Below are 20,962 nucleotides of genomic sequence, written 5' to 3' on the forward strand. Positions count from 1 at the left end.
AAGGAATTATAGTCATTCATTTTTCTTTATAATTCGCCTTACTAAATTGCTTTTTTTTTAATCAGCACAAATAGAACGACTTATTCTATTCACAATAAATAAGCATTAGAAAAAGTAATCCAAAAGCGTCAAAATTATAATCAATATTTTATTTGACGAAATTAAAAACTACTGATAAATTCGCCGTCATTGAGTCACGGTGTACACATCCTATAACACCTCTCTACTTACTCCACCAAACTCCAGACTACTGAGTAACACACTCAGACAATTAGATGGTAGCCAAATGGGTTAGATATCCGCCAAGTATTAACTATACTTAGTGTGGATTTTTTCTATTTGAGACAAATTAATGACAGATAAAATCATTGTCGGATGGCGCGAATCACTAAGCCTTCCAGAACTTGGTATTAAATTAATTAAGGCAAAAGTTGATACTGGCGCCAAAACTTCTTGTTTGCATGCTTTTAAAGTAGAGCCCTTCACAAAGGATGGTGAAGACTGGGTCCGCTTCTGGATTCACCCAGAAAAGCGTAATAACGATTTTGTGCAAATTTGTGAAGCACCAATCGTAGACCAACGAAAAGTAAAAAGCTCAAGCGGTCAAGAAGAGATGCGCTACGTCATCAAAACAATGATCCGACTCGCAGGCCAAGAGTGGCCAATTGAAATTACATTAAGTAACCGAGAAACAATGGTGTTTCGTATGTTACTTGGAAGAACCTCAATGCAAGACCGCATTGTTGTAGATCCATCGTCATCTTACCTTGTTGATTTTGAGGAAACTGTATAATGAAAATCGGTATTTTATCGCGTAACCAATCTCTTTACTCTACTAGCCGTTTAATTGAAGCTGCTGAGAGTCGTGGACATGAAGTAAAAGTGATTGATGCATTACGTTGTTATATGAATATCAATTCAGAAAAACCTCAAATTCACTTCAAAGGTGAAGAGTTGGTTGATTACGATGCGATCATTCCACGTATTGGTGCTTCTGTTACTTTCTACGGTACAGCGGTATTACGTCAATTTGAAATGATGGGTGTATACCCAGTAAACGAATCTGTTGCAATTACTCGTTCTCGTGACAAATTACGCTCAATGCAATTACTGTCACGTAAAGGCATTGGTATGCCAATTACTGGCTTTGCAAGCAAACCAGATGACGTTAAAGATTTATTAGACATGGTTGGCGGTGCGCCAGTTGTGATCAAGCTCTTAGAAGGCACTCAAGGTATTGGTGTTGTTCTTGCAGAAACACGTAAAGCAGCAGAAAGTGTTGTTGAAGCATTCATGGGCTTAAAAGCAAATATCATGGTTCAAGAGTTCATCAAAGAAGCTGGCGGTGCTGATATCCGTTGTTTCGTTATTGGTGGCAAAGTGATTGCAGCAATGAAGCGTCAAGGTGCTGAAGGCGAGTTCCGCTCTAACTTACACCGTGGTGGTTCTGCATCGCTTGTTAAATTAACTCCTGAAGAGCGTAAGACAGCGGTAGCTGCTGCAAATATCATGGGCTTAAATGTTGCTGGTGTAGATTTACTTCGCTCTGAGCGTGGTCCACTGGTTATGGAAGTGAACTCATCTCCGGGCTTAGAAGGCATTGAAAAAGCAACTGGTAAAGATGTTGCTGGCCTAATTATTGATTTTATTGAGAAAACTGCAGCGACTAAAAGGACTAAAACTCGTGGCAAAGGCTAAAAAAAATCAAGCGTTTGAATTATTAACGCACTCGGTTGCACCTGGTGAAAGAAAGGTAATTGAGATTGAAGCCGCTAAGCTTTATACGCATTCACCTTTATCTATCCCTGTTGAGATCATTAACGGCCAGCATGCTGGCCCAATCCTGATGGTAAATGCTGCCATTCATGGTGATGAACTTAATGGTGTTGAAATTGTACGTCAATTAATCAATAACATTGACCCGAAGAAACTAAAAGGCACACTGATTGCTGTGCCTATTGTTAATGTCTTTGGTTTCATTCATAAATCACGTTATCTTCCTGATCGCCGTGATTTAAACCGTTGTTTCCCTGGTTCTGAAAAAGGGTCTTTGGCATCTCGCATGGCAAATACCTTCTTCACTCAGATTGCACAACGTTGTGATTATATTGTTGATTTACATACAGGTGCGATTCACAGAACGAACCTTCCTCAACTTCGAGCTGATTTAAGTAATCCTGAGACGTTACGCATTGCACATGCATTCGGTACGCCAGTGATTGTTGACTCACCTCTTCGTGATGGTTCTCTTCGTAGTGAAGCTGAAAAATGCAATATCCCTGTATTAACCTATGAAGCAGGTGAAGCATTGCGCTTTGAGCCAATTGCGATCAATGCAGGTTATGTAGGTGTACAACGTGTGATGCAAGCTATTGGCATGCTAAAAGCGAGCAGAAAACGCTTACCAGAAGCTGTTATAGCTAAATCAACAAGTTGGTTACGTGCAGAAAGCGACGGTATTTTACGTACTGTTGTAACACTGGGTGAACAAGTTGAAAAAGGCCAAGTTCTGGCTTACATCAGCGCACCGCTAGGCCATAGTGAAATTGAGCTGCGAGCTCATAAAGGTGGCATCGTCATTGGTCAACAAACCTTACCTTTAGTTAACGAAGGTGATGCTGTTTTCCACCTTGCTTACTTTACAGAAGATGACGAAATGGTTGGTCAAACAGTAGAAACTTACATTGATGAAATCATTGAGGCTGATACTGATCAGCTGACTAATGGTCAAATCGCTGTTCCTAGCGTTTAATCACATAGCTAACATCAAATTTTAAAAGAGAGGTTCGCCTCTCTTTTTTGAGCCAAAAAATCACTGAACATCAATAATTTCGTATTGCTGTTTTTTCCCAGCTAAGTTCAATTCAAATTCATCTCCAAGCTGCTGCCCTATTATTGCTTTCCCTAATGGTGCAGATGGTGTGATCAATGAAAACACTAAGTCTTGATGAGCCACTTTCACTCCACCCGCCGATGGACCAATAAAAAAAGTACTTTCAACATCATCTTGATTCACTAGCGTAACCAAAGCACCTTGGTTAATGCTGCTGTCTTCTGTATAAACCAACCTTGGTAATTTTCGATAAGCTAAGATATCAGCCTCACATTCAGAAACCCTAACTGCTTGTCCATGTGCCAAATAAGAAGCTTCTAAACCAAACGTCTCATACTTACTTCGAGCTATCGCTTCTTTATCTGTTGCTTGGTCAATCGCCCTTTGAGTAGCATCCAACGCTAATTGATGGATCTTGCGTAACTCATCAATAATCGAATCTAATAATGCTTCTTTATTTATCATCTTATCTAGCCCATAAAATAGAGCCGCTTATGATAGCAAAAATAAAAGGAAATGCTTTAAATACAAAAAAGGCGCTTTAATTAGCGCCTTTTTTATTTCATTCTATAGTGAAGATTACTCTTCGTCGAAGTCGTACTCGTCTTCTTCTTCATCACGAGCTGCTTCGTATGCTGCTTTTTGAGCTGCCGCTTTTTCTTTCTTACGTGCGATGATTTCTTCACGCTCAGAACGTTGCTCAGATTTACGCTCGTTACGTACAGCTTGGTTTTTAGCAAATTCAACAAGCTCTTTTTCAGCCCATTCAACAGCTTCAGCTTCAGTTTCAAAACCAAGTTGACGTTTAGATACAACCGTTCTGCGAGAAGTTACTTGGCGTGTAATTTCAGCAGCCCAAGCGTTACGTTTTTCTACAATACGGTAATCAAATTTTGCCATTTTTATTTCCTAGAATTCGATAGTTAAGGGATAGATCATTAAAAAAATTCCATCTATAACTGCTGCATCATAACAACATTCCCTTTAATGCCCGCTATTAGAACACATTTCGATAAAAATGCACCAAAAAGATGAGATCAATACTGTCAGATAATTGAAAATATAAGTAGTAAAAAAGCACAACTAAAAAAATGACTGGTATAAACCACCAGTCATTTTACATTTAGAACAAAAATTAACTTTGAGAAGCCGCTAGCTCTTCTAATGCTTGGATACTGGTTTGAGAAACAACATAACCATCCATGTAGTAAGTAATGTTATCACCATCTCTTACTCCCATGAGTATCGCTTTATCACCATTATTATAAGTAATGTCCATTTGAATCGTATTTTCATCGATTGCTTTCATTTCACCAGACTCAATGACTCTATTTGATGAAATAGGATCAATTGGTGCCGTTTTTAATGAATCATCTAGATCATCATTAATATTCATCATGGTATCAACTTTACTATCAAAAATGTGTGGCGAACCACTAAGCACGTTTTTACCTGTCCAAAACTCTAACGAGTTAAAAACAATGTAGTCGCCAGCAAGGGTAAGAGCATAAACAGGAGAAAGTAAAAAGTTAACTCCGGCACGAGCGTAACGATTATCTACCACTTGAACGTTAAATTTCATCAACATACCTGTTAGTGCATTACTACCCACACACCCAGATAACGACATTACAACCGTTGATATTGCAATTATTTTGATCAGACTTTTTGTCATAATTCCCTCGACTTTTATGATTAGTATTCATTAAAAGCATAGGTCGTATATCAAAAAGTTCCAGAACCCTTATTTTTTATTCTTAATTACTAAATGATTACGATTATCGCGACTGCTTCGAATTAATTCATCACCTTGTACAATATCTTCCGATTTTGCCAATCGATCATATAAAAGGACATTCACTGTCGCAGCTAGGTTCATACATCCTACTGTAGGAATATAAACCACATGATCTGCACGATCTGCTACCTGTTGAGTTATCGAACCATCTTCAGGGCCAAAGACATAAATTGCTTTATCTGGATGTTGAAACTGAGGAAGAGATACCGCCCCTTCAGCTAATTCAACACAAACGACCTTCATGTCTTCAGGTAAATCGTCTAATAAACAATTTACGCTTGTTAATGGGATTTTACTGGCAACTTTTTTCGTATCCGTTTGAAATTTAGCAGCACGATCATATCGCTCACCAGTATAGCGAACATCATCAACTTGATAACAACCAGCAGCACGCATTACTGCACCAACATTTGTCGGACTTTTTGGATTACTTAACCCGATAGTCACATGCGTTTTTTTCATTGCTTATTCCAACAGATAAAATTAAAAAAGCATTCTAACAAAAAAACCGCTGAAGCCTAAACTTCAACGGTTTTATTTGAAAAGAGCCGTCTTTACCCAACCCTTTTATTTATTATAGAACAGAGTCTCAATTCAATATTAAGATTATTATCACATTTTTACACATTAGTGATAACCAACTGATTATTAACTTAAACATCAAGAGTGCATTTTATAAATGCACCTTAATTATGCGTTAAATCAGCCAATGTTCTTACGTGCGTTTTGGAACATACGCATCCAAGCGCCATTCTCGCCCCAGCCTTCAGGAGACCAAGAGTTTGCAACCGTGCGGAATACACGCTCTGGGTGAGGCATCATGATAGTCACGCGGCCATCCGTCGTTGTTAAACCTGTAATAGCGTTTGGCGAACCGTTCGGGTTATTCGGGTATTGCTGCGTTGGGTTACCGTTATTATCAACATAACGTAGAGCAACCGTACCTGAGTTTTCAATCGCGTTTAGGTGCTCGTTGTCACGCACTTCTACGCGGCCTTCACCGTGAGAAACCGCGATAGGCATACGAGAACCTTCCATGCCGTTGAAGAATACAGAATCTGATTTCTGAACTTCAACTAGGCTGAAACGAGCTTCAAAGCGTTCAGATTCGTTGCGAACGAAACGTGGCCAGTACTCAGCACCAGGAATAAGCTCACGCAGGTTAGACAGCATCTGACAACCGTTACACACACCTAGAGAGAAAGTATCTTCACGCTTGAAGAAGTTTTCAAACTGGTCACGAGTAGAGTCGTTAAACAGAACTGATTTAGCCCAACCTTCACCAGCGCCTAGTACGTCACCGTAAGAGAAGCCACCACAAGCCACAAGGCCGTTGTACTCTTCTAATACTGCTTGACCGGTTAAGATGTCGCTCATGTGAATATCAGTTGCTTCGAAGCCTGCACGGTCGAATGCTGCTGCCATTTCAACGTGAGAGTTAACACCCTGCTCACGTAGAATTGCCATCTTAGGTTTAGCGCCCGTGTTGATGAACGGTGCAGCAATATCTTCGTTTACGTCAAAGCTTAGTTTCACGTTCAGACCTGGATCTAAGTTGTCTTTCTTCGCTTCATGTTCTTGGTCAGCACAAACTGGGTTATCACGTAGACCTTGCATCTTATGCGTCGTCTCAGCCCAGATAGTACGTAGTTCAGTACGGTTACGTTCAATCACTACAGATTCACCAGACTTAATCACTAGCTCATCAGATGCTTCAACAGAACCGATTACGTGTGAACACGCTTCTAGGCCGTTTGCAGCAAGAGTAGAAAGAACCGCATCTAAATCATCATTACGAACTTGGATTACTGCACCTAGCTCTTCGTTGAATAGTGCTGCTAATGTATCTTCACCTAGCGCTTCAATGTTTGCATTAACACCACAGTGACCTGCGAATGCCATCTCAGCCAATGTTACGAACAGACCACCATCGCCTTTATCGTGGTAAGCCACAACTTGGTCGTTAGCAACCAATGCTTGAACACCTTCGTAGAAACCTTTTAGTTGCGCTGCGTTATCTACGTCTGCTGGTTTATCACCAAGCTGCTTGTAAACTTGTGCAAGTGCTGTCGCACCCATACGGTTTTTGCCGTTACCTAGGTCGATAAGAACTAGGCTTGTATTACCTAGTCCTTCAAGGTTATCAGGGGTGCGCAGTTGAGGAGTGATTGTCTTACGAACATCTTCAACACGTGCGAACGCAGTGATAACCAGAGATAGCGGAGACGTTACTTCTTTCTGCTCGCCGTTCTCTTCCCACTTCGTCTTCATCGACATTGAATCTTTACCCACTGGGATAGTTAGACCCAGTGCTGGACATAGTTCTTCACCGACCGCTTTCACCGCTTCGTAAAGACCAGCATCTTCACCTGGGTGGCCTGCTGGAGACATCCAGTTCGCCGATAGTTTAATGTGTTTGATATCGCCGATGTTAGTCGCTGCAATGTTTGTGATTGCTTCACCAACTGCTAGACGAGCCGATGCGCCGAAGTCTAGTAAAGCTACTGGCGTACGCTCACCAAGAGACATTGCCTCACCGTGGTAAGAGTCGTAGCTTGCTGCCGTTACCGCACAGTTAGCAACAGGAACCTGCCATGGGCCAACCATTTGGTCACGAGCAACAAGACCAGTTACCGAGCGATCACCGATAGTAATAAGGAATGTTTTCTCAGCGACTGTTGGTAGACGAAGAACACGGTCAACCGCTTCGTTCATTTCGATACCAGAACGGTCAATCGCTGGGTTATTTGCTTTTAGCGTTTTCGCATCACGGTGCATCTTAGGTGTTTTACCTAATAAAATGTCCATTGGCATGTCGATTGGCGTGTTGTCGAAATGTGAATCTTCAAGTTTAAGTTCACGCTCTTCTGTTGCTTTACCAACTACGGCATATGGTGCGCGTTCACGCTTACAGATAGCGTCGAACGTTGCCATGTCTTTGTCTGCAACCGCCATTACGTAACGCTCTTGAGATTCGTTACACCAGATCTCAAGTGGACTCATGCCCGGCTCATCATTTGGCACGTCACGTAGGTTGAAGATACCGCCACGCTCGCCATCGTCTACTAACTCAGGAAGTGCATTTGAAATACCGCCTGCGCCCACATCGTGGATGAATGCGATTGGGTTCGCATCGCCTAACTGCCAACAACGGTCGATAACTTCCTGACAACGACGTTCCATCTCTGGGTTTTCACGTTGTACCGAAGCGAAATCAAGATCTTCAGAAGAAGAACCAGAATCCATTGAAGATGCCGCACCGCCACCAAGACCGATGTTCATCGCTGGACCACCTAGAACGATAAGGCTTGCACCTACTGGGATCTCTTTCTTCTGAACGTGCTCGTCACGGATGTTACCTAGGCCACCAGCTAGCATGATTGGCTTGTGATAACCGCGAACTTCTTCACCTGCGTGAGAATTAACTTTCTCTTCGTAAGTACGGAAGTAACCTAGTAGGTTTGGACGACCAAATTCGTTGTTGAATGCTGCGCCACCAAGAGGACCTTCAAGCATGATATCCAGAGCAGTAACGATACGGCTTGGCTTACCAAAGTCTGTTTCCCAAGGTTGAACAAAGTTAGGGATCTTAAGGTTAGATACAGAGAACGCTACAAGACCCGCTTTTGGTTTACCACCAATACCTGTTGCGCCTTCATCACGGATTTCACCGCCTGAACCTGTTGATGCGCCCGGCCATGGAGAGATAGCCGTTGGGTGGTTGTGCGTTTCAACCTTCATCAAGATGTGTGTTTTCTCTTGGTGGTAGTTGTACTGACGAGTTTCTGGATCTGGGAAGAAACGACCAACTTCAGAGCCAGTCATAACTGCTGCATTATCTTTATATGCAGAAAGTACGTTATCAGGAGTAACTTCAAACGTATTTTTGATCATTTTAAACAGTGATTTTTCTTGCTTAACGCCGTCGATAGTCCAGTCAGCGTTGAAGATCTTGTGACGACAGTGTTCAGAGTTCGCTTGTGCAAACATCATAAGTTCGATGTCTGTCGGATTACGCTCAAGTTTTTCAGTAAAACTTTCAAACAGGTAATCAATCTCATCTTCAGCCAAAGCAAGACCAAGGGTAACGTTTGCGTCTTCAAGCGCTTTACGGCCACCAGTTAGTAGATCGACTTCTGTATACGGTGCAGGTTCAGATACAGCAAATAACGCTGATGCTGATTCGAAGTCAGTGAAAACCACTTCCATCATGCGGTCATGAATAATTGCTTTTAATTCAATCAATTGAAGTTCTGATAACTCTTCAGAGCTTTCAATATAAAATGCCGTTCCACGCTCTAAACGTGCAATTTTATCTAAACCACAGTTATGAGCAATATCAGTAGATTTTGAAGACCAAGGAGAGATCGTTCCTGGACGAGGAGTGGTAAGAAGCAATAAGCCTTCTGGCTCATGTTCTTCAATGGTTGGACCGTAAGTTAGTAATTTTTCTAATTTCTGTACTTCAGACGCATCAAGCTCTGCTGTTACATCAGCAAAATGTGCAAACTCAGCATAAATACCAGTAACAGGTAAACTCAGCTCGCGACAAAGCTCAAGCAGCTTGTTAACACGAAATTCAGATAGAGCAGGTGAACCACGCAAAATTCTCATGTACTAGGTCTCTTTGGCAATGAATTAAAGGTAATATTGGAATAGTTTCATGAGATTAGATGTATATAACTCAATTAAATACTCATGGCTCATAGTGACTATGCCGATGTTACCTCTGCTATTGCGAGCGCATTATAAAGGATTTTTTTTTGTGAAGTAACACCAAAAGCAACCGTTTGCGTATTTTTTTTAAAAAAAAGGGTAACGAACCGTAATTTCCTTAAAATAGGACAATAATTAACCATACAATGCACTTTATCTGTCTCAATATCTAATTATTGTTGTAATTTGTTACCGCACTTTTGCCTCTTTATTTACCATTTGATATAACTACGCCTTAAATTTTAAAAAGAGCATCCTGACTTGAGCCGCATTCGACATCACCGATTCATACAATCTTGTTTGGTTATTTCTACCCTTTTAATTACCTTAACCGGTTGTCAGGTAGAATCTGAACCCAAAACCAAACTAGAGCAAATTAGAGAACGTGGCATCTTACGAGTCAGCACATTAAATAACCAACTTTCTTATTACATTGGTTCAAATGGTCCTACGGGATTAGATTATGATCTTGCTAAAGCATTTGCTGAAAAGTTAGAAGTAAAGCTAGAGATCACCCCTGCGTATACTTATTCAGGCTTATTTCCTGCATTGGAGCGTAATGAAGTCGATATCATTGCAGCCAACATGACAATTACCCCTGAACGCTTACAAAAATTCCGTCCAGGTCCTGTCTACTATTATGTCAGCCAACAAGTCGTTTATAAGAAAGGAAGTTGGCGACCACGCAATATAAAAAACCTAACTCAACTTGATGAAAACCTTACCATTGTTAAAGATTCAAGTTTTGAAGGTACGCTTATAAAATTAAAAGAAAAGTACCCAAATCTTGATTGGAATACCGCAGCAGATACTGATGTGAGCGAACTTTTGAAAAAAGTAGCAACAGGTGAAATACATTACACCTTAGCTGATTCAGTAGAATTATCACTCACTCAACGTATTCATCCCGATCTGGCTGTTGCTTTTGAAGTTACAGAAGATCAACCCGTGGCATGGTTCTTACAACAAACCGAAGATGACAGCTTACAGGCGCTATTAATTGAATTTTTTGGTGAGTTGAAAGAAAGCGGTAAACTTGCCCTTCTTGAAGAAAAATATTTTGGCCACGTAGAGTCTTTTGATTATGTAGATACTCGCGCCTTTATCCGTGCATTAGAAAGCAAACTACCAAAATGGGAACCGCTATTTAAAAAATACGCAGGTGATTTTGATTGGCGATTCCTTGCAGCTCTTTCTTATCAAGAGTCTCATTGGAACCCTCTTGCTAAATCACCAACTGGGGTTCGTGGTATGATGATGCTAACTCTACCAACAGCCCAATCTGTGGGAGTTAAGAATCGTTTAAATCCAGAACAAAGTATCCGTGGTGGTGCTGAATATTTACGTCGAATTGTGAAACGTGTTCCTGACTCTATCACTGAGCATGAAAAAATTTGGTTCGCACTGGCTTCATATAACATAGGTTTTGGTCATATGATGGATGCAAGGCGTCTAACGCAGCGTTTAGGTGGCGATCCTGACTCATGGACTGATGTAAAAGACAATTTACCACTACTTCGTCAACATCGTTATTACCGATACTTACGATATGGTTTTGCACGTGGTGATGAAGCGCAGAATTACGTTGAAAACATTAGACGTTATTATCAAAGTATTATTGGTTACGAACAAGAACAAGCGAACAAGTTAAAACAAGAAGAACTAACAGTTGAAGATCTACAAGTCATCGATGTTCCTTTATCATCAGCAGAAGCCAGTGTTAGCCAAGCCATTGAGGTTAAAAAGTAATTTTATAATGGTGAATCTTATCGCAGATTCATCGTCATAATACGGTAACAATAGAGGCTTAATCTGCATTCCACATCATTTATTTTTATGCGCGTTTACAAATACAATAACGCGCTTTTTATTCGTTTAATTAGGGGGAGTTTATGCTCTCTGGTAGAAGAAAACCAAAAAGTAAAAGTACACTCAGAAGCAGTACACAACGTCGTAGAAAGCTACTGAATAACCACAAAAAAGTCTTACAACGTCAACGTTCATACGCTCAAGCATTATTCGACACAGGTGAACCCTTCTCTTGTCGATAGACATACAAAAGAAAAAAGGCAAACCAATAATGGCTTGCCTTTTTAGATCCTATTCGTCTTTATTTCTGCTCAGCTTCCCTTCTGGCTTTTTTCTCTTCTTTCTTCTCTTTACGTCTTCTTTTAAAAAACGCCTGCAACTGAGAACGACATGCGTCTTCCATCACGCCTGATTCACATTCCACAAAATGAAAAGCCGTTGCTGAAGTAAACAGGTTTATCACGCTTCCTGATGCCCCAGTTTTCATATCCGATGCACCAAAAATAACACGTTTAATGCGGCTATGAACAATAGCACCAGCACACATAGGGCATGGTTCTAACGTAACGTATAATGTCGCATCAACTAGGCGATAGTTTTCAATTTTACTGCCCGCTTGTTTAATTGCCATCATCTCTGCATGAGCAGTTGCATCATGAGTACTGATTGAGCGATTCCACCCTTCTCCTATGATTTCATCATCCAAGACAATCACGGCACCAACAGGAACTTCACCCTCTTGTTCTGCGATAGCAGCCAGTTCCATTGCTCGTTGCATATAGAAACTTGCATCTCTGCTTTCTTGTTTAACACTCATTTATTCAGCTAGCTCTTGTGCTAAAAATTCAACTAATAAACGAACCTTAGTGGAAAGGTGTCGGTTATTCGGGTACACAGCCCAGATACCCTCTTTTGGTTCACGATAAGGAACGAGGATTTCTACTAGCTCGCCTTTATCCATTGATTCTTGAACATAAAAATCAGGCAGCTGAACAATACCTAACCCTTTTAATGCCGCATTCGTTAAAGCTGCTCCACTATTACAGTGAACAGATCCTTTTACTCTTACACTTTTTTCTTTTTTATTCTCAATAAAGCGCCAAATAGGCAAGCTACCAACTAAACAGTTATGTTGCGATAATTCAGATAAGGTATGAGGTTCACCATGTTTTTCAATATAACCAGGAGAAGCACATACGCGCACTTGGCGGCTAGATAGACGTTTTGCCATCATGGTTGAATCGGTTAAACGCCCTAATCGAATCGCTAAATCAAAATCTTGTTCAACTAAATCTAATGTTTGATTTGATAAAACAAGTTCAAGTTCAAGCTGTGGGTACATCAGCATAAAATCACTCAGTAGTGGTGCGATCAATTGCTCACCATATGTCACTGAAGACGTGATTTTTAAGCGTCCTTGAGGAGTTGCGTTTAGCTCTGTAATAGCTCTATCAGCTTGTTTTAAACCTTCAACTAAATGACGACAATGTTGATAATAAGTTTGCCCAGCCTCCGTTACAGAAACTTTTCGAGTCGTTCTTATCAATAATTTAATTGAAAGACGATCCTCTAAGGCCGCGACTTTACGGCTAATTTGAGCAACAGAAGTATCAAGAGCTCTAGCGGCTCCAGTAAAGCTTTGCGCTTCAGCAACGGCAACGAATTCCGTTACCCCTTCCCAATCAATCACAGGCTATTCTCCACTACTATTATTACGTATTCGTAAAAATTATTTACCATTCTAACGTATTATCAATTGATGCGAAATACTTATAATGACACCCAACAAGACGAGAGAGCAGAAATAAAAAACTCAACTACGCTTTAGTTGACTGCTCATCCGAATATATTAAAAGGAAAATCCAATGGCGCTTGATATTAAACCTGGTCAAACTCACATTAAATCTAAAGCAATGGTAGCTTGGGCTGCTGGCGAACCTCTTAAAATGGAAGAAGTGGATGTTCAACTTCCTAAAGCGGGTGAAGTATTAGTTCGCATCGTTGCTACTGGTGTTTGTCACACTGACCTATTCACTCTATCTGGTGATGATCCAGAAGGTATCTTCCCTTCAATCTTAGGTCACGAAGGTGGCGGTATTGTTGAAATGGTGGGTGAAGGCGTAACGGGTCTTGAAGTCGGTGACCACGTTATCCCTCTTTACACTGCTGAATGTGGTGAGTGTAAATTCTGTAAATCTGGCAAAACTAACCTTTGCCAAGCGGTTCGTGAAACTCAAGGCCAAGGCCTTATGCCTGATGGGACTAGCCGTTTCTCTATTAACGGTGAAACTATCTTCCATTACATGGGTTGCTCTACGTTCTCTGAATACACGGTTCTTCCTGAAATCTCTTTAGCGAAAGTATCTAAAGATGCCCCTCTTGAAGAAGTTTGTCTTCTAGGTTGTGGGGTTACTACAGGTATGGGTGCGGTTCTTAACACTGCTAAAGTTGAAAAAGGCGACACCGTTGCTGTATTCGGTCTAGGTGGTATCGGTCTTTCAGCTATTATCGGTGCAAAAATGGCGGGAGCAAGTCGCATCATCGGTGTTGACTTGAACGAAAGTAAATACGAACTGGCTAAAAAATTAGGTGCGACTGATTGCATCAACCCAATGAACTACGACAAGCCAATTCAAGAAGTGATTGTTGAAATGACTGACGGTGGTGTTGATTACTCTTTCGAATGTATCGGTAACGTTAACGTTATGCGTTCGGCTCTTGAGTGTTGTCACAAAGGTTGGGGTGAATCAATCATCATCGGTGTTGCTGGTGCGGGTCAAGAGATCTCAACTCGTCCGTTCCAACTTGTGACTGGTCGTGTATGGCGTGGCTCTGCATTCGGTGGTGTTAAAGGCCGTACTGAACTTCCAGGTATCGTTGACCGTTACATGCAAGGTGAGTTCGCGCTTGATGACTTCATCACTCACACTATGGGTCTTGCGGATGTAAACGCTGCGTTCGATCTAATGCACGAAGGTAAATCTATCCGTACTGTTCTACATATGGATAAATAAGTAAAAGTGAGGGGTTAGATACTCTAGCCCCTATTCTACTTTTGATCTCCAAGTGCTTTATATAAAGACAGTATGCTTATCTGCGTGGGTGGCGCAATTTATAGATAATCTTACTGAGTGTTTCATCCTTTATTTTAAAGCACTTCAAAATCAACCAGTAGATACCTATTCAATACAGTGATCTCGCTGATACGAATCAAATATAAAAGGGCTCATCATGACAATCGAAAATATCAGCCAAGCAAAAGTTGCGGGTGGTTGGCACAAACAATACACACATACTTCATCATCTCTAAACTGCAATATGCGCTTTGCTATTTTCTTACCTGCAAACGCATCTGAAAGTAATCCGGTTCCTGTTTTATACTGGTTATCAGGCTTAACCTGTACTGATGAAAACTTCATGCAAAAAGCTGGTGCTTTCAAAAAAGCAGCTGAATTAGGTATTGCTATTGTGGCTATGGATACAAGTCCTCGCGGTGAAGACGTCGCTGATGATGCAGAAGGTGCATACGATTTTGGCCTAGGTGCAGGGTTCTACTTAAATGCAACTCAAGCTCCTTGGAACCGTCACTACCATATGTATGACTATGTGACAAAAGAGCTACCATCATTAATCGAAGAACACTTCCCTGTATCAGATAAAAAATCGATTTCTGGTCACAGTATGGGTGGTCATGGTGCTATTACCATCGGCTTAAAAAACCAAGATATGTATCAATCTATTTCTGCCTTTAGCCCTATTGCTAGCCCAATTAACTGTCCATGGGGACAAAAAGCGTTAGGTTTATACTTAGGTGATAATAAAGAAGCTTGGTTAGAATACGATAGTTCTGAACTTCTTAAAAAAGGCTCAAAACTTCCAATCTTAGTTGACCAAGGTGAAGCTGACGGCTTTTTAGAAGAACAATTAAAACCTGAATACCTTCTCTCTTCAGCAGAGAAATCAGGAACTGATATTGAAGTTAGAATGCAACCAGGCTATGACCATAGCTACTTCTTCATCTCAACATTTATTGATGAACATTTAAAATTCCACGCTTCTCACTTAAATAAATAACAGCATAAATAGAAAAAGCCCAGAGAGAATATCTCTGGGCTTTCTTATGTTATTTAGAAAATTAGTCTTAGATAAATGCAAGTATTGGAGAGATACAAAGCAGGATACCAGTAATAATAATTAGATTTGTTGCTACCCCTTTGTACTTATGAAGTGTCGGTACTTTATACACAAGATAAGCTGGAATTAAACAACCAACCAAACCAAAAACAGGACTACAAATCGAGGTAAAAGATAAGATAGGCGCATTTAACGCAACAGCAGACCATGCAAGTAAAATAATGAATACAGTAATGAGTTTATTTACCAATTCTTTATTAATCGCAGATTCATCCATACGTCTTAATAGTATATTCATGGCAATACCACGACACGCTTCTTGGAATGCCATAAACACACCAAAGAATGATGTCACAACAGCGAAGATATTAATCACGATACCTGTAACCGTTGCCCAACTGCCAGGGAAATAGTGTGCAATAATCGCTAGTGCTGAAATATTTTTATTCATTGCTTCTGCTGCTTGCTCTTGGCTAATCGCAAAAGTAAAAGAAACAGCAAAGAAGAAAACAACAACAAATAAGATACCAAAAGCAATATTCATTGCTCGTAGCGCTTTAAAACGAGCAACCTCAATAGATTTTTCATGTGAACGATATGAAATCACCATAGGGCTTAATGATTGGATAAACAGGATAGAAGTTAAAGTAAAAGGTAAGGTAATAATCGCATCTTTTAGCATTGGTCCAAATGTTCCCATTGCTGGAATATTTGCCATATCCCAACGAGATACTAGCAATAGTCCCATAATTGCCACTAAAGACAGAACCGTTACCGCCATAAACCCTGAAAGTTTAAATAATAATTTCTCGCCTTTAGAACCAATAAAAGCAAGTACACAGATTAGGCCTAAACCATAAAATACGTTATCGTTTAAGTGCCCTTCAGTCACACCAAAAGAATGCAAATATGATGAACTGTCATTAGTGACTGCTAGCGAGTAAACCAGCACCCAAATAACCAACATTATGAAATAAAGAACGCCTAGAGCGATCCCCCAGTTTTTACCTAAATAACCAGTAATAACACCTGGGTAATCCGTACATGTCTTTGCTTCTGCGAGAGTGTTAATAAAAAGTTTTTGAAACAAATACATGGCTGGGTAACCAATAATTGAAGATAAAAGGAAAACCCAAAGCCCCATAATACCAACTTGAACAGGTAAAAAAACAATCCCTGCGCCTATAGCCATACCAATACTGATTACAATCCAACCAATATCAGTACTATCGAATTTCGTCGCTTTTTTCCACTCAGAGTCATTCATTCCATCTCTCTCATGATGATGACTCGGCAATGTAGCTGTGTTCATATAAAACTCCATCTTTGTGTAGGGTACGCTATTTTTTATTATTAATAATGCATCATACTTTCTAGGTATAAATGCAACTTTTGAAGAATTTACTCCTAATAATAAAAATAACAATGCAAATTTATTTGAAATGATAGCGAGATCTCAGTTCGAAAAATAAACACAAAAATAACAAAAACCTATTGCATTGCCTGCCAATTAAGCATAAATTCACCTAACAAGTTTAATGCAATTATTTTTGCACAACTTAAAAAATAACTTAAAATTCAAAATTTATTGCAAGTAAGTAGGTTTATATGAAAGAAATTATTGTTGCTGCATCTGCACCTGAAGCTATTGGCCCATATTCTCATGGCACACAATTTAACGGTCTTATTTTTACATCAGGTCAATTACCTATAGATGGTTCTACTTCTAAAGTAGTTGAAGGTGGAATCACAGAACAGTCACAAATGTCTCTGCAAAATTTAATTGCAGTTATTGAAGCTGGTGGCGGTGATGTAAACACAGTTTTAAAAACAACTTGTTACCTTGCAAATATTGCTGATTTCGCTGCGTTTAACGAAGTATACAAAACCGTTTTCAAAACAGACTGCCCTGCTCGCTCATGTTTTGCCGTTAAAGATCTTCCACTTGGCGTATTAGTTGAAGTTGAAGCGATTGCACATCAAAAATAATAATTAGATATAAAAGGTGACCATCATGAACTCTATCTGGAAACAGTACATTGATATTCTACAAGGTGTTGTAAAACCAGCTCTTGGCTGTACTGAACCAATTTGTGCCGCTTATGCTGCAAGCGTGGCTACACAAATGCTTGGTTCTAAACCAGAAACAATAGATGTTTTTGTTTCTGATAACTTATACAAAAATAGCATGGGTGTTTTTGTACCAAGAACAGGTAGAGTTGGTCTTGCTATTGCAGCAGCAACAGGGGCAATAGGTGGCAATCCTGATGCTGGCTTAGAAGTATTAGCAAAGATAACTGAAGAAGAAGTAGATGAAGCACAAAAGCTCATTGATAATGGCTGCGTAGTCGTTCAAAGAGAAACCACTGACGAATTTATTTATTGCCGAGTTATTGCTAAAAATGCAGTTCATAATGCTGAAGTTACGATTAGCGGTGGTCACACTCTAATTATTGAAAAACGTCTTGATGATAACGTCATTTTCACGCTGGATTCCTCTTTACCAAAAACATCTACAGCGTCAATTTGTGATGGCATTGATATCACTATCTCATCAATTTATGACTTTGCTACCCAAGCAGAGTTTGATGACATTAAATTTATTTTAGAAGCAAAAGAGTTAAATATCGCTCTCGCTCAAGAAGGTTTAAATAACCCTTACGGTTTAGAAGTCGGTCGCACCTATCAAAAGAACATTGAAAAAGGGTTACTTGCTAAAAGTCTAGATAGTGACATTTTGATCTATACTTCTGCAGCATCTGACGCGCGTATGGGAGGCGCAACGCTACCAGCCATGTCAAATTATGGCAGTGGTAATCAAGGCATTGCTGCGACTATTCCAGTAGTAAAAATGGCTGACTTTTTTAATGCTGATGATGAAAAATTAGCTCGAGCTTTTATCATGAGTCATCTTGGTGCCATTTATATTAAATCTCACTACCCACCACTTTCTGCTTTTTGTGGTAATGCTGTTACTTCTGCTGCAGCATCAATGGCGATGGTATATCTAGCTGGTGGCACGTTTGAACAATCTTGCTCAGCCATTCAAAATACCATCAGTGATACCAGCGGTATGATTTGTGACGGTGCAAAATCAACATGTGCAATGAAAGTGGGAAGTAGCGCTCAATCAGCAATGAAATCTGCTCTGTTAGCACTAAATGATCATTGTGTAACGAAACAAGGTGTGATCGCTGATGATGTTGAAAAGACAATTAAAAACATTGGCAGAATGATCACAACAGGTATGCCGAATATTGATCATGAAATCATTGAAATAATGGCGTCATAATGAAAAGATGTCACTTACCCGTTAAGTGACATCTCATTTCACCAACATAAAGAACATATATGCTACATAAACTAACTACAGCCGATAAACTCATACTCAAATCAACTTACAGTATTGTTGATGGCATTGCTGCAATGTTTGGTAAACATGTAGAAGTGGTATTGCACTCTTTAGACTCGGATAACCCATCCATTATTAAAATAGCTAATGGGCATGTAACAGGCCGAGGCATCGGTGCGCCTATCACGAACCTAGCACTAGAGAAATTAAAAACAGATTCTGATGTCTCTACCCCTTATTTTACTCGTACCGAAAAAGGGGAATTGCTACGCTCTGTCACATCGATGATTAGAAATGAAGATGGCACCCCAATTGCCTTACTTTGTATTAATTCAAATCTTGATGTTCCTATGAACAGTTTCTTTATGGATCTGTTTCCTCAAACGAATCAACTCACAGCGTCACCAGAAACGTTTGCCAAAGACAGTATTGAAATGCTTACTGATTCAATAGCAAAAATACAACATGATGTATTTGAAGATGAAAGCATTGCCGTTTCACGCCGAGTAAGAACGATCGTTGAGCGCTTACATCACCAAGGGGCTTTTAATATTAAAGATGCGATTCAAATAACGGCGAATATTCTTAATGTATCTAAAGATTCTGTTTATCGATACCTAAGAAAGTTCAAGTAATCCCCTTTCTTTACTCTCATAAAAAAAGCCCTGAGAACTCAGCATTCTCAGGGCTTTATTTTTACTAATACAAATTAACCTGGAAGGTTATATGTGTATGGCGCTTGAATACCTAGTGGAATGCCTAGAGCCCAGTATGCAAGTAGGAATACTGTCCAACCAACTAACATAGCAATAGAGAATGGCATCATTAGAGAAGCAAGAGTACCGATACCCGTAGACTTAACGTAACGTTGGCAGTAAACCACTACTAATGGGAAGAATACCATTAAAGGAGAGATAATATTCGAAACTGAATCACCAACACGGTAAGCCGCTTGAGAAAGTTCAGGTGAAATACCAACACCCATTAACATAGGTACTAATACAGGACCAATTAGAGCCCATTTAGCAGATGCTGAACCAATCAATAAGTTAACCATTGCCGTTAGTAAAATCATACCAATAATGGTCATTTGACCAGGTAAGTCCATCGCTTTTAAGAAATCAGCACCGTACATTGCTAGAATTGTACCGATGTTTGATTGACTGAATGCCACTAAGAATTGTGCACAGAAGAATGACATAACCATGTATGCACCCATTGTACCCATCGTTTGTGACATTGCTTTGATTACATCATTACTGCTCTTAAATGTTCCTGAAACACGACCATAAACAATGCCAGGAATAATAAATAGAATGAAGATAAGTGGAACAATTGACTTCATTAATGGTGCTGAGAATGACGTAATTTCACCATCAGGAGAACGAAGTGCTGAATTTTCTGGGTAGATTAAAGCAATTAATAATGCAATACCTGCAACCATCGCCCAACCAGCAAATTTGAATGCTTTAGATTCAATCTCAGTAAATGAACCTAGATCAGGTGCTTCTTCAGCATCTTCGTCTACTGGTGTATTTGCTAAACGAGGCTCGATAATCTTATCTGTTACATACCAACCGATCACAACAATTAGAATTGAAGAAAGACCAGTAAAGTAAATATTTGCTAATGGGTTAACAATATAAGACGTATCTAGTACTTGAGCCGCAGTTTGCGTAAAGCCCGCCAGTAATGGATCAATACCTGATGGGATAAAGTTTGCAGAGAAACCACCAGATACACCAGCAAATGCTGCTGCGATACCAGCTAGTGGATGACGGCCTGCTGCGTGGAAAATAATACCACCTAGAGGAATAACTAAAACGTAACCTGCATCTGCTGCTGTATGCGAAACGATAGCAACAAGAATAAGCATAGGTGTTAATAGTTTAGCAGGCGTAAAGTTAAGCATTTTCTTTAGGCCAGTTTGAATAAAGCCAGAAGTATCTGCAACACCTACACCTAACATAGCAACTAATACGATACCTAAAGGAGCAAAGCCCGTGAAGTTCGTTACCATTGTTGCTAAAAAGTTTGCTAGAGAATCACCAGTTAAAAGGTTTTTCACTTGAACCGCGTCTTGGGTTACTGGGTGAATTAAGTCAAATTGTACTTGTGATAATAGCGCTGAAAGACCCCAAACAATTAAAAGGCCCCAGAAAAACAGTAGTGCAGGATCTGGTATCTTGTTACCTACTCGTTCGATTGTATTCAGAAAACGATCCATGCCGCTAAGCTTAGGTGTTTTCTCTGCTACTTGGTTACTCATTAGTAACTCCATTTTCTGTAATGTTGTATTTAAAGATAAAGAGATTTGATT

General features: G+C 39.9%; 19 protein-coding genes. 10 read left to right on the forward strand and 9 right to left on the reverse strand.

Annotation, left to right across the window (positions count from 1 at the left end):
- Positions 1-352: 352 nt before the first annotated feature.
- The 3 genes from HC728_RS02860 to HC728_RS02870 are packed head-to-tail and all read left to right on the forward strand — an operon-like array spanning position 353 to position 2,752.
- Positions 353-793 (forward strand): ATP-dependent zinc protease, encoded by a 441-nt coding sequence (locus tag HC728_RS02860; protein WP_005417997.1) that lies wholly within the window; start codon positions 353-355, stop codon positions 791-793.
- On the forward strand, positions 793-1,698 hold the full coding sequence (gene rimK / locus HC728_RS02865) for a 30S ribosomal protein S6--L-glutamate ligase (protein ID WP_012533521.1): 906 nt from the start codon (positions 793-795) through the stop codon (positions 1,696-1,698). The genes HC728_RS02860 and rimK overlap by 1 nt, the downstream gene beginning before the upstream one ends.
- Positions 1,685-2,752 (forward strand): succinylglutamate desuccinylase/aspartoacylase family protein, encoded by a 1,068-nt coding sequence (locus tag HC728_RS02870; protein ID WP_005417995.1) that lies wholly within the window; start codon positions 1,685-1,687, stop codon positions 2,750-2,752. Before rimK ends, HC728_RS02870 begins: the two co-directional genes overlap by 14 nt.
- Before the next feature lie 60 nt (positions 2,753-2,812).
- On the opposite strand, the gene HC728_RS02875 is transcribed toward HC728_RS02870, so the two are convergent.
- From HC728_RS02875 to purL, 5 genes are all read right to left on the reverse strand, one after another.
- Complete coding sequence (locus HC728_RS02875; RefSeq protein ID WP_005417988.1) at positions 2,813-3,298, reverse strand: GreA/GreB family elongation factor; 486 nt, start codon at positions 3,296-3,298, stop codon at positions 2,813-2,815.
- A gap of 114 nt (positions 3,299-3,412) precedes the next feature.
- Complete coding sequence (locus tag HC728_RS02880; protein ID WP_012534263.1) at positions 3,413-3,733, reverse strand: DUF3622 domain-containing protein; 321 nt, start codon at positions 3,731-3,733, stop codon at positions 3,413-3,415.
- A 235-nt stretch (positions 3,734-3,968) separates the two neighbouring features.
- Positions 3,969-4,508, reverse strand: coding sequence for a DUF3332 family protein (locus tag HC728_RS02885; protein ID WP_065640759.1), 540 nt, complete (start codon positions 4,506-4,508; stop codon positions 3,969-3,971).
- A 69-nt stretch (positions 4,509-4,577) separates the two neighbouring features.
- Positions 4,578-5,093, reverse strand: coding sequence for an RNA methyltransferase (locus HC728_RS02890; RefSeq protein WP_012533424.1), 516 nt, complete (start codon positions 5,091-5,093; stop codon positions 4,578-4,580).
- Between the two features lie 240 nt (positions 5,094-5,333).
- Complete coding sequence (gene purL, locus HC728_RS02895; RefSeq protein ID WP_190395110.1) at positions 5,334-9,245, reverse strand: phosphoribosylformylglycinamidine synthase; 3,912 nt, start codon at positions 9,243-9,245, stop codon at positions 5,334-5,336.
- Positions 9,246-9,608: 363 nt separating this feature from the next.
- On the opposite strand from purL, the gene mltF reads away from it, so the two are divergent.
- Complete coding sequence (mltF, locus tag HC728_RS02900) at positions 9,609-11,096, forward strand: membrane-bound lytic murein transglycosylase MltF (RefSeq protein WP_065603564.1); 1,488 nt, start codon at positions 9,609-9,611, stop codon at positions 11,094-11,096.
- Positions 11,097-11,239: 143 nt separating this feature from the next.
- A complete protein-coding gene (locus HC728_RS02905; RefSeq protein ID WP_012534071.1) occupies positions 11,240-11,398 on the forward strand; it encodes a hypothetical protein in 159 nt (52 codons plus the stop codon).
- A 59-nt stretch (positions 11,399-11,457) separates the two neighbouring features.
- Here the strand turns inward: HC728_RS02905 and tadA are convergent, their stop codons facing one another.
- The gene (gene tadA, locus HC728_RS02910; protein WP_017018629.1) at positions 11,458-11,973 is read right to left on the reverse strand and encodes a tRNA adenosine(34) deaminase TadA; all 516 of its coding nucleotides are present in this window, start codon (positions 11,971-11,973) and stop codon (positions 11,458-11,460) included.
- The gene (locus tag HC728_RS02915) at positions 11,974-12,846 is read right to left on the reverse strand and encodes a LysR substrate-binding domain-containing protein (protein WP_012533647.1); all 873 of its coding nucleotides are present in this window, start codon (positions 12,844-12,846) and stop codon (positions 11,974-11,976) included.
- 175 nt (positions 12,847-13,021) lie between these two features.
- Between HC728_RS02915 and HC728_RS02920 the strand changes: the two genes are divergently transcribed.
- Together HC728_RS02920 and fghA are read left to right on the forward strand one after the other, a co-directional pair.
- Positions 13,022-14,170 (forward strand): S-(hydroxymethyl)glutathione dehydrogenase/class III alcohol dehydrogenase, encoded by a 1,149-nt coding sequence (locus HC728_RS02920; RefSeq protein WP_005417972.1) that lies wholly within the window; start codon positions 13,022-13,024, stop codon positions 14,168-14,170.
- A gap of 217 nt (positions 14,171-14,387) precedes the next feature.
- Positions 14,388-15,230: an S-formylglutathione hydrolase gene (gene fghA / locus HC728_RS02925; protein WP_065597218.1), complete on the forward strand. Its 843-nt coding sequence runs from the start codon at positions 14,388-14,390 to the stop codon at positions 15,228-15,230.
- A 67-nt stretch (positions 15,231-15,297) separates the two neighbouring features.
- Here the strand turns inward: fghA and HC728_RS02930 are convergent, their stop codons facing one another.
- Complete coding sequence (locus HC728_RS02930) at positions 15,298-16,602, reverse strand: amino acid permease (protein ID WP_038155148.1); 1,305 nt, start codon at positions 16,600-16,602, stop codon at positions 15,298-15,300.
- A gap of 296 nt (positions 16,603-16,898) precedes the next feature.
- Here HC728_RS02930 and HC728_RS02935 point away from each other — a divergent pair, with 296 nt between their 5' ends.
- From HC728_RS02935 to HC728_RS02945, 3 genes are read left to right on the forward strand one after another with little or no spacing between them, the layout of a single operon-like run.
- Positions 16,899-17,279, forward strand: a complete 381-nt coding sequence (locus HC728_RS02935; protein ID WP_190395111.1) for a Rid family detoxifying hydrolase — start codon at positions 16,899-16,901, stop codon at positions 17,277-17,279.
- Between the two features lie 25 nt (positions 17,280-17,304).
- Entirely contained in the window at positions 17,305-18,582 is a 1,278-nt protein-coding gene (locus HC728_RS02940; protein WP_190395112.1) for a serine dehydratase subunit alpha family protein, read from the forward strand.
- Between the two features lie 59 nt (positions 18,583-18,641).
- Positions 18,642-19,277, forward strand: coding sequence for a transcriptional regulator (locus tag HC728_RS02945; protein ID WP_012533547.1), 636 nt, complete (start codon positions 18,642-18,644; stop codon positions 19,275-19,277).
- 74 nt (positions 19,278-19,351) lie between these two features.
- Here HC728_RS02945 and HC728_RS02950 read toward each other — a convergent pair whose 3' ends face one another.
- Positions 19,352-20,911 carry an AbgT family transporter gene (locus tag HC728_RS02950; RefSeq protein ID WP_011261373.1) on the reverse strand — a complete coding sequence of 520 codons (1,560 nt, stop codon included), beginning with the start codon at positions 20,909-20,911 and terminating at the stop codon, positions 19,352-19,354.
- Positions 20,912-20,962: the final 51 nt, after the last annotated feature.

Origin of the sequence: Aliivibrio sp. S10_S31 (assembly GCF_014694495.1) — a bacterium.
Classification (GTDB): Bacteria; Pseudomonadota; Gammaproteobacteria; order Enterobacterales; family Vibrionaceae; genus Aliivibrio; species Aliivibrio fischeri.

What these genes read in the sequence shown, in the direction of transcription:
- HC728_RS02860 (WP_005417997.1), top strand. Translation starts at nt 353, where the DNA reads ATGACAGATAAAATCATTGTCGGATGGCGCGAATCACTAAGCCTTCCA.
- rimK (WP_012533521.1), top strand. Translation starts at nt 793, where the DNA reads ATGAAAATCGGTATTTTATCGCGTAACCAATCTCTTTACTCTACTAGC.
- HC728_RS02875 (WP_005417988.1), bottom strand. Translation starts at nt 3,298, where the DNA reads ATGATAAATAAAGAAGCATTATTAGATTCGATTATTGATGAGTTACGC.
- HC728_RS02880 (WP_012534263.1), bottom strand. Translation starts at nt 3,733, where the DNA reads ATGGCAAAATTTGATTACCGTATTGTAGAAAAACGTAACGCTTGGGCT.
- HC728_RS02885 (WP_065640759.1), bottom strand. Translation starts at nt 4,508, where the DNA reads ATGACAAAAAGTCTGATCAAAATAATTGCAATATCAACGGTTGTAATG.
- HC728_RS02890 (WP_012533424.1), bottom strand. Translation starts at nt 5,093, where the DNA reads ATGAAAAAAACGCATGTGACTATCGGGTTAAGTAATCCAAAAAGTCCG.
- purL (WP_190395110.1), bottom strand. Translation starts at nt 9,245, where the DNA reads ATGAGAATTTTGCGTGGTTCACCTGCTCTATCTGAATTTCGTGTTAAC.
- HC728_RS02905 (WP_012534071.1), top strand. Translation starts at nt 11,240, where the DNA reads ATGCTCTCTGGTAGAAGAAAACCAAAAAGTAAAAGTACACTCAGAAGC.
- tadA (WP_017018629.1), bottom strand. Translation starts at nt 11,973, where the DNA reads ATGAGTGTTAAACAAGAAAGCAGAGATGCAAGTTTCTATATGCAACGA.
- HC728_RS02920 (WP_005417972.1), top strand. Translation starts at nt 13,022, where the DNA reads ATGGCGCTTGATATTAAACCTGGTCAAACTCACATTAAATCTAAAGCA.
- fghA (WP_065597218.1), top strand. Translation starts at nt 14,388, where the DNA reads ATGACAATCGAAAATATCAGCCAAGCAAAAGTTGCGGGTGGTTGGCAC.
- HC728_RS02930 (WP_038155148.1), bottom strand. Translation starts at nt 16,602, where the DNA reads ATGAACACAGCTACATTGCCGAGTCATCATCATGAGAGAGATGGAATG.
- HC728_RS02935 (WP_190395111.1), top strand. Translation starts at nt 16,899, where the DNA reads ATGAAAGAAATTATTGTTGCTGCATCTGCACCTGAAGCTATTGGCCCA.
- HC728_RS02940 (WP_190395112.1), top strand. Translation starts at nt 17,305, where the DNA reads ATGAACTCTATCTGGAAACAGTACATTGATATTCTACAAGGTGTTGTA.
- HC728_RS02945 (WP_012533547.1), top strand. Translation starts at nt 18,642, where the DNA reads ATGCTACATAAACTAACTACAGCCGATAAACTCATACTCAAATCAACT.
- HC728_RS02950 (WP_011261373.1), bottom strand. Translation starts at nt 20,911, where the DNA reads ATGAGTAACCAAGTAGCAGAGAAAACACCTAAGCTTAGCGGCATGGAT.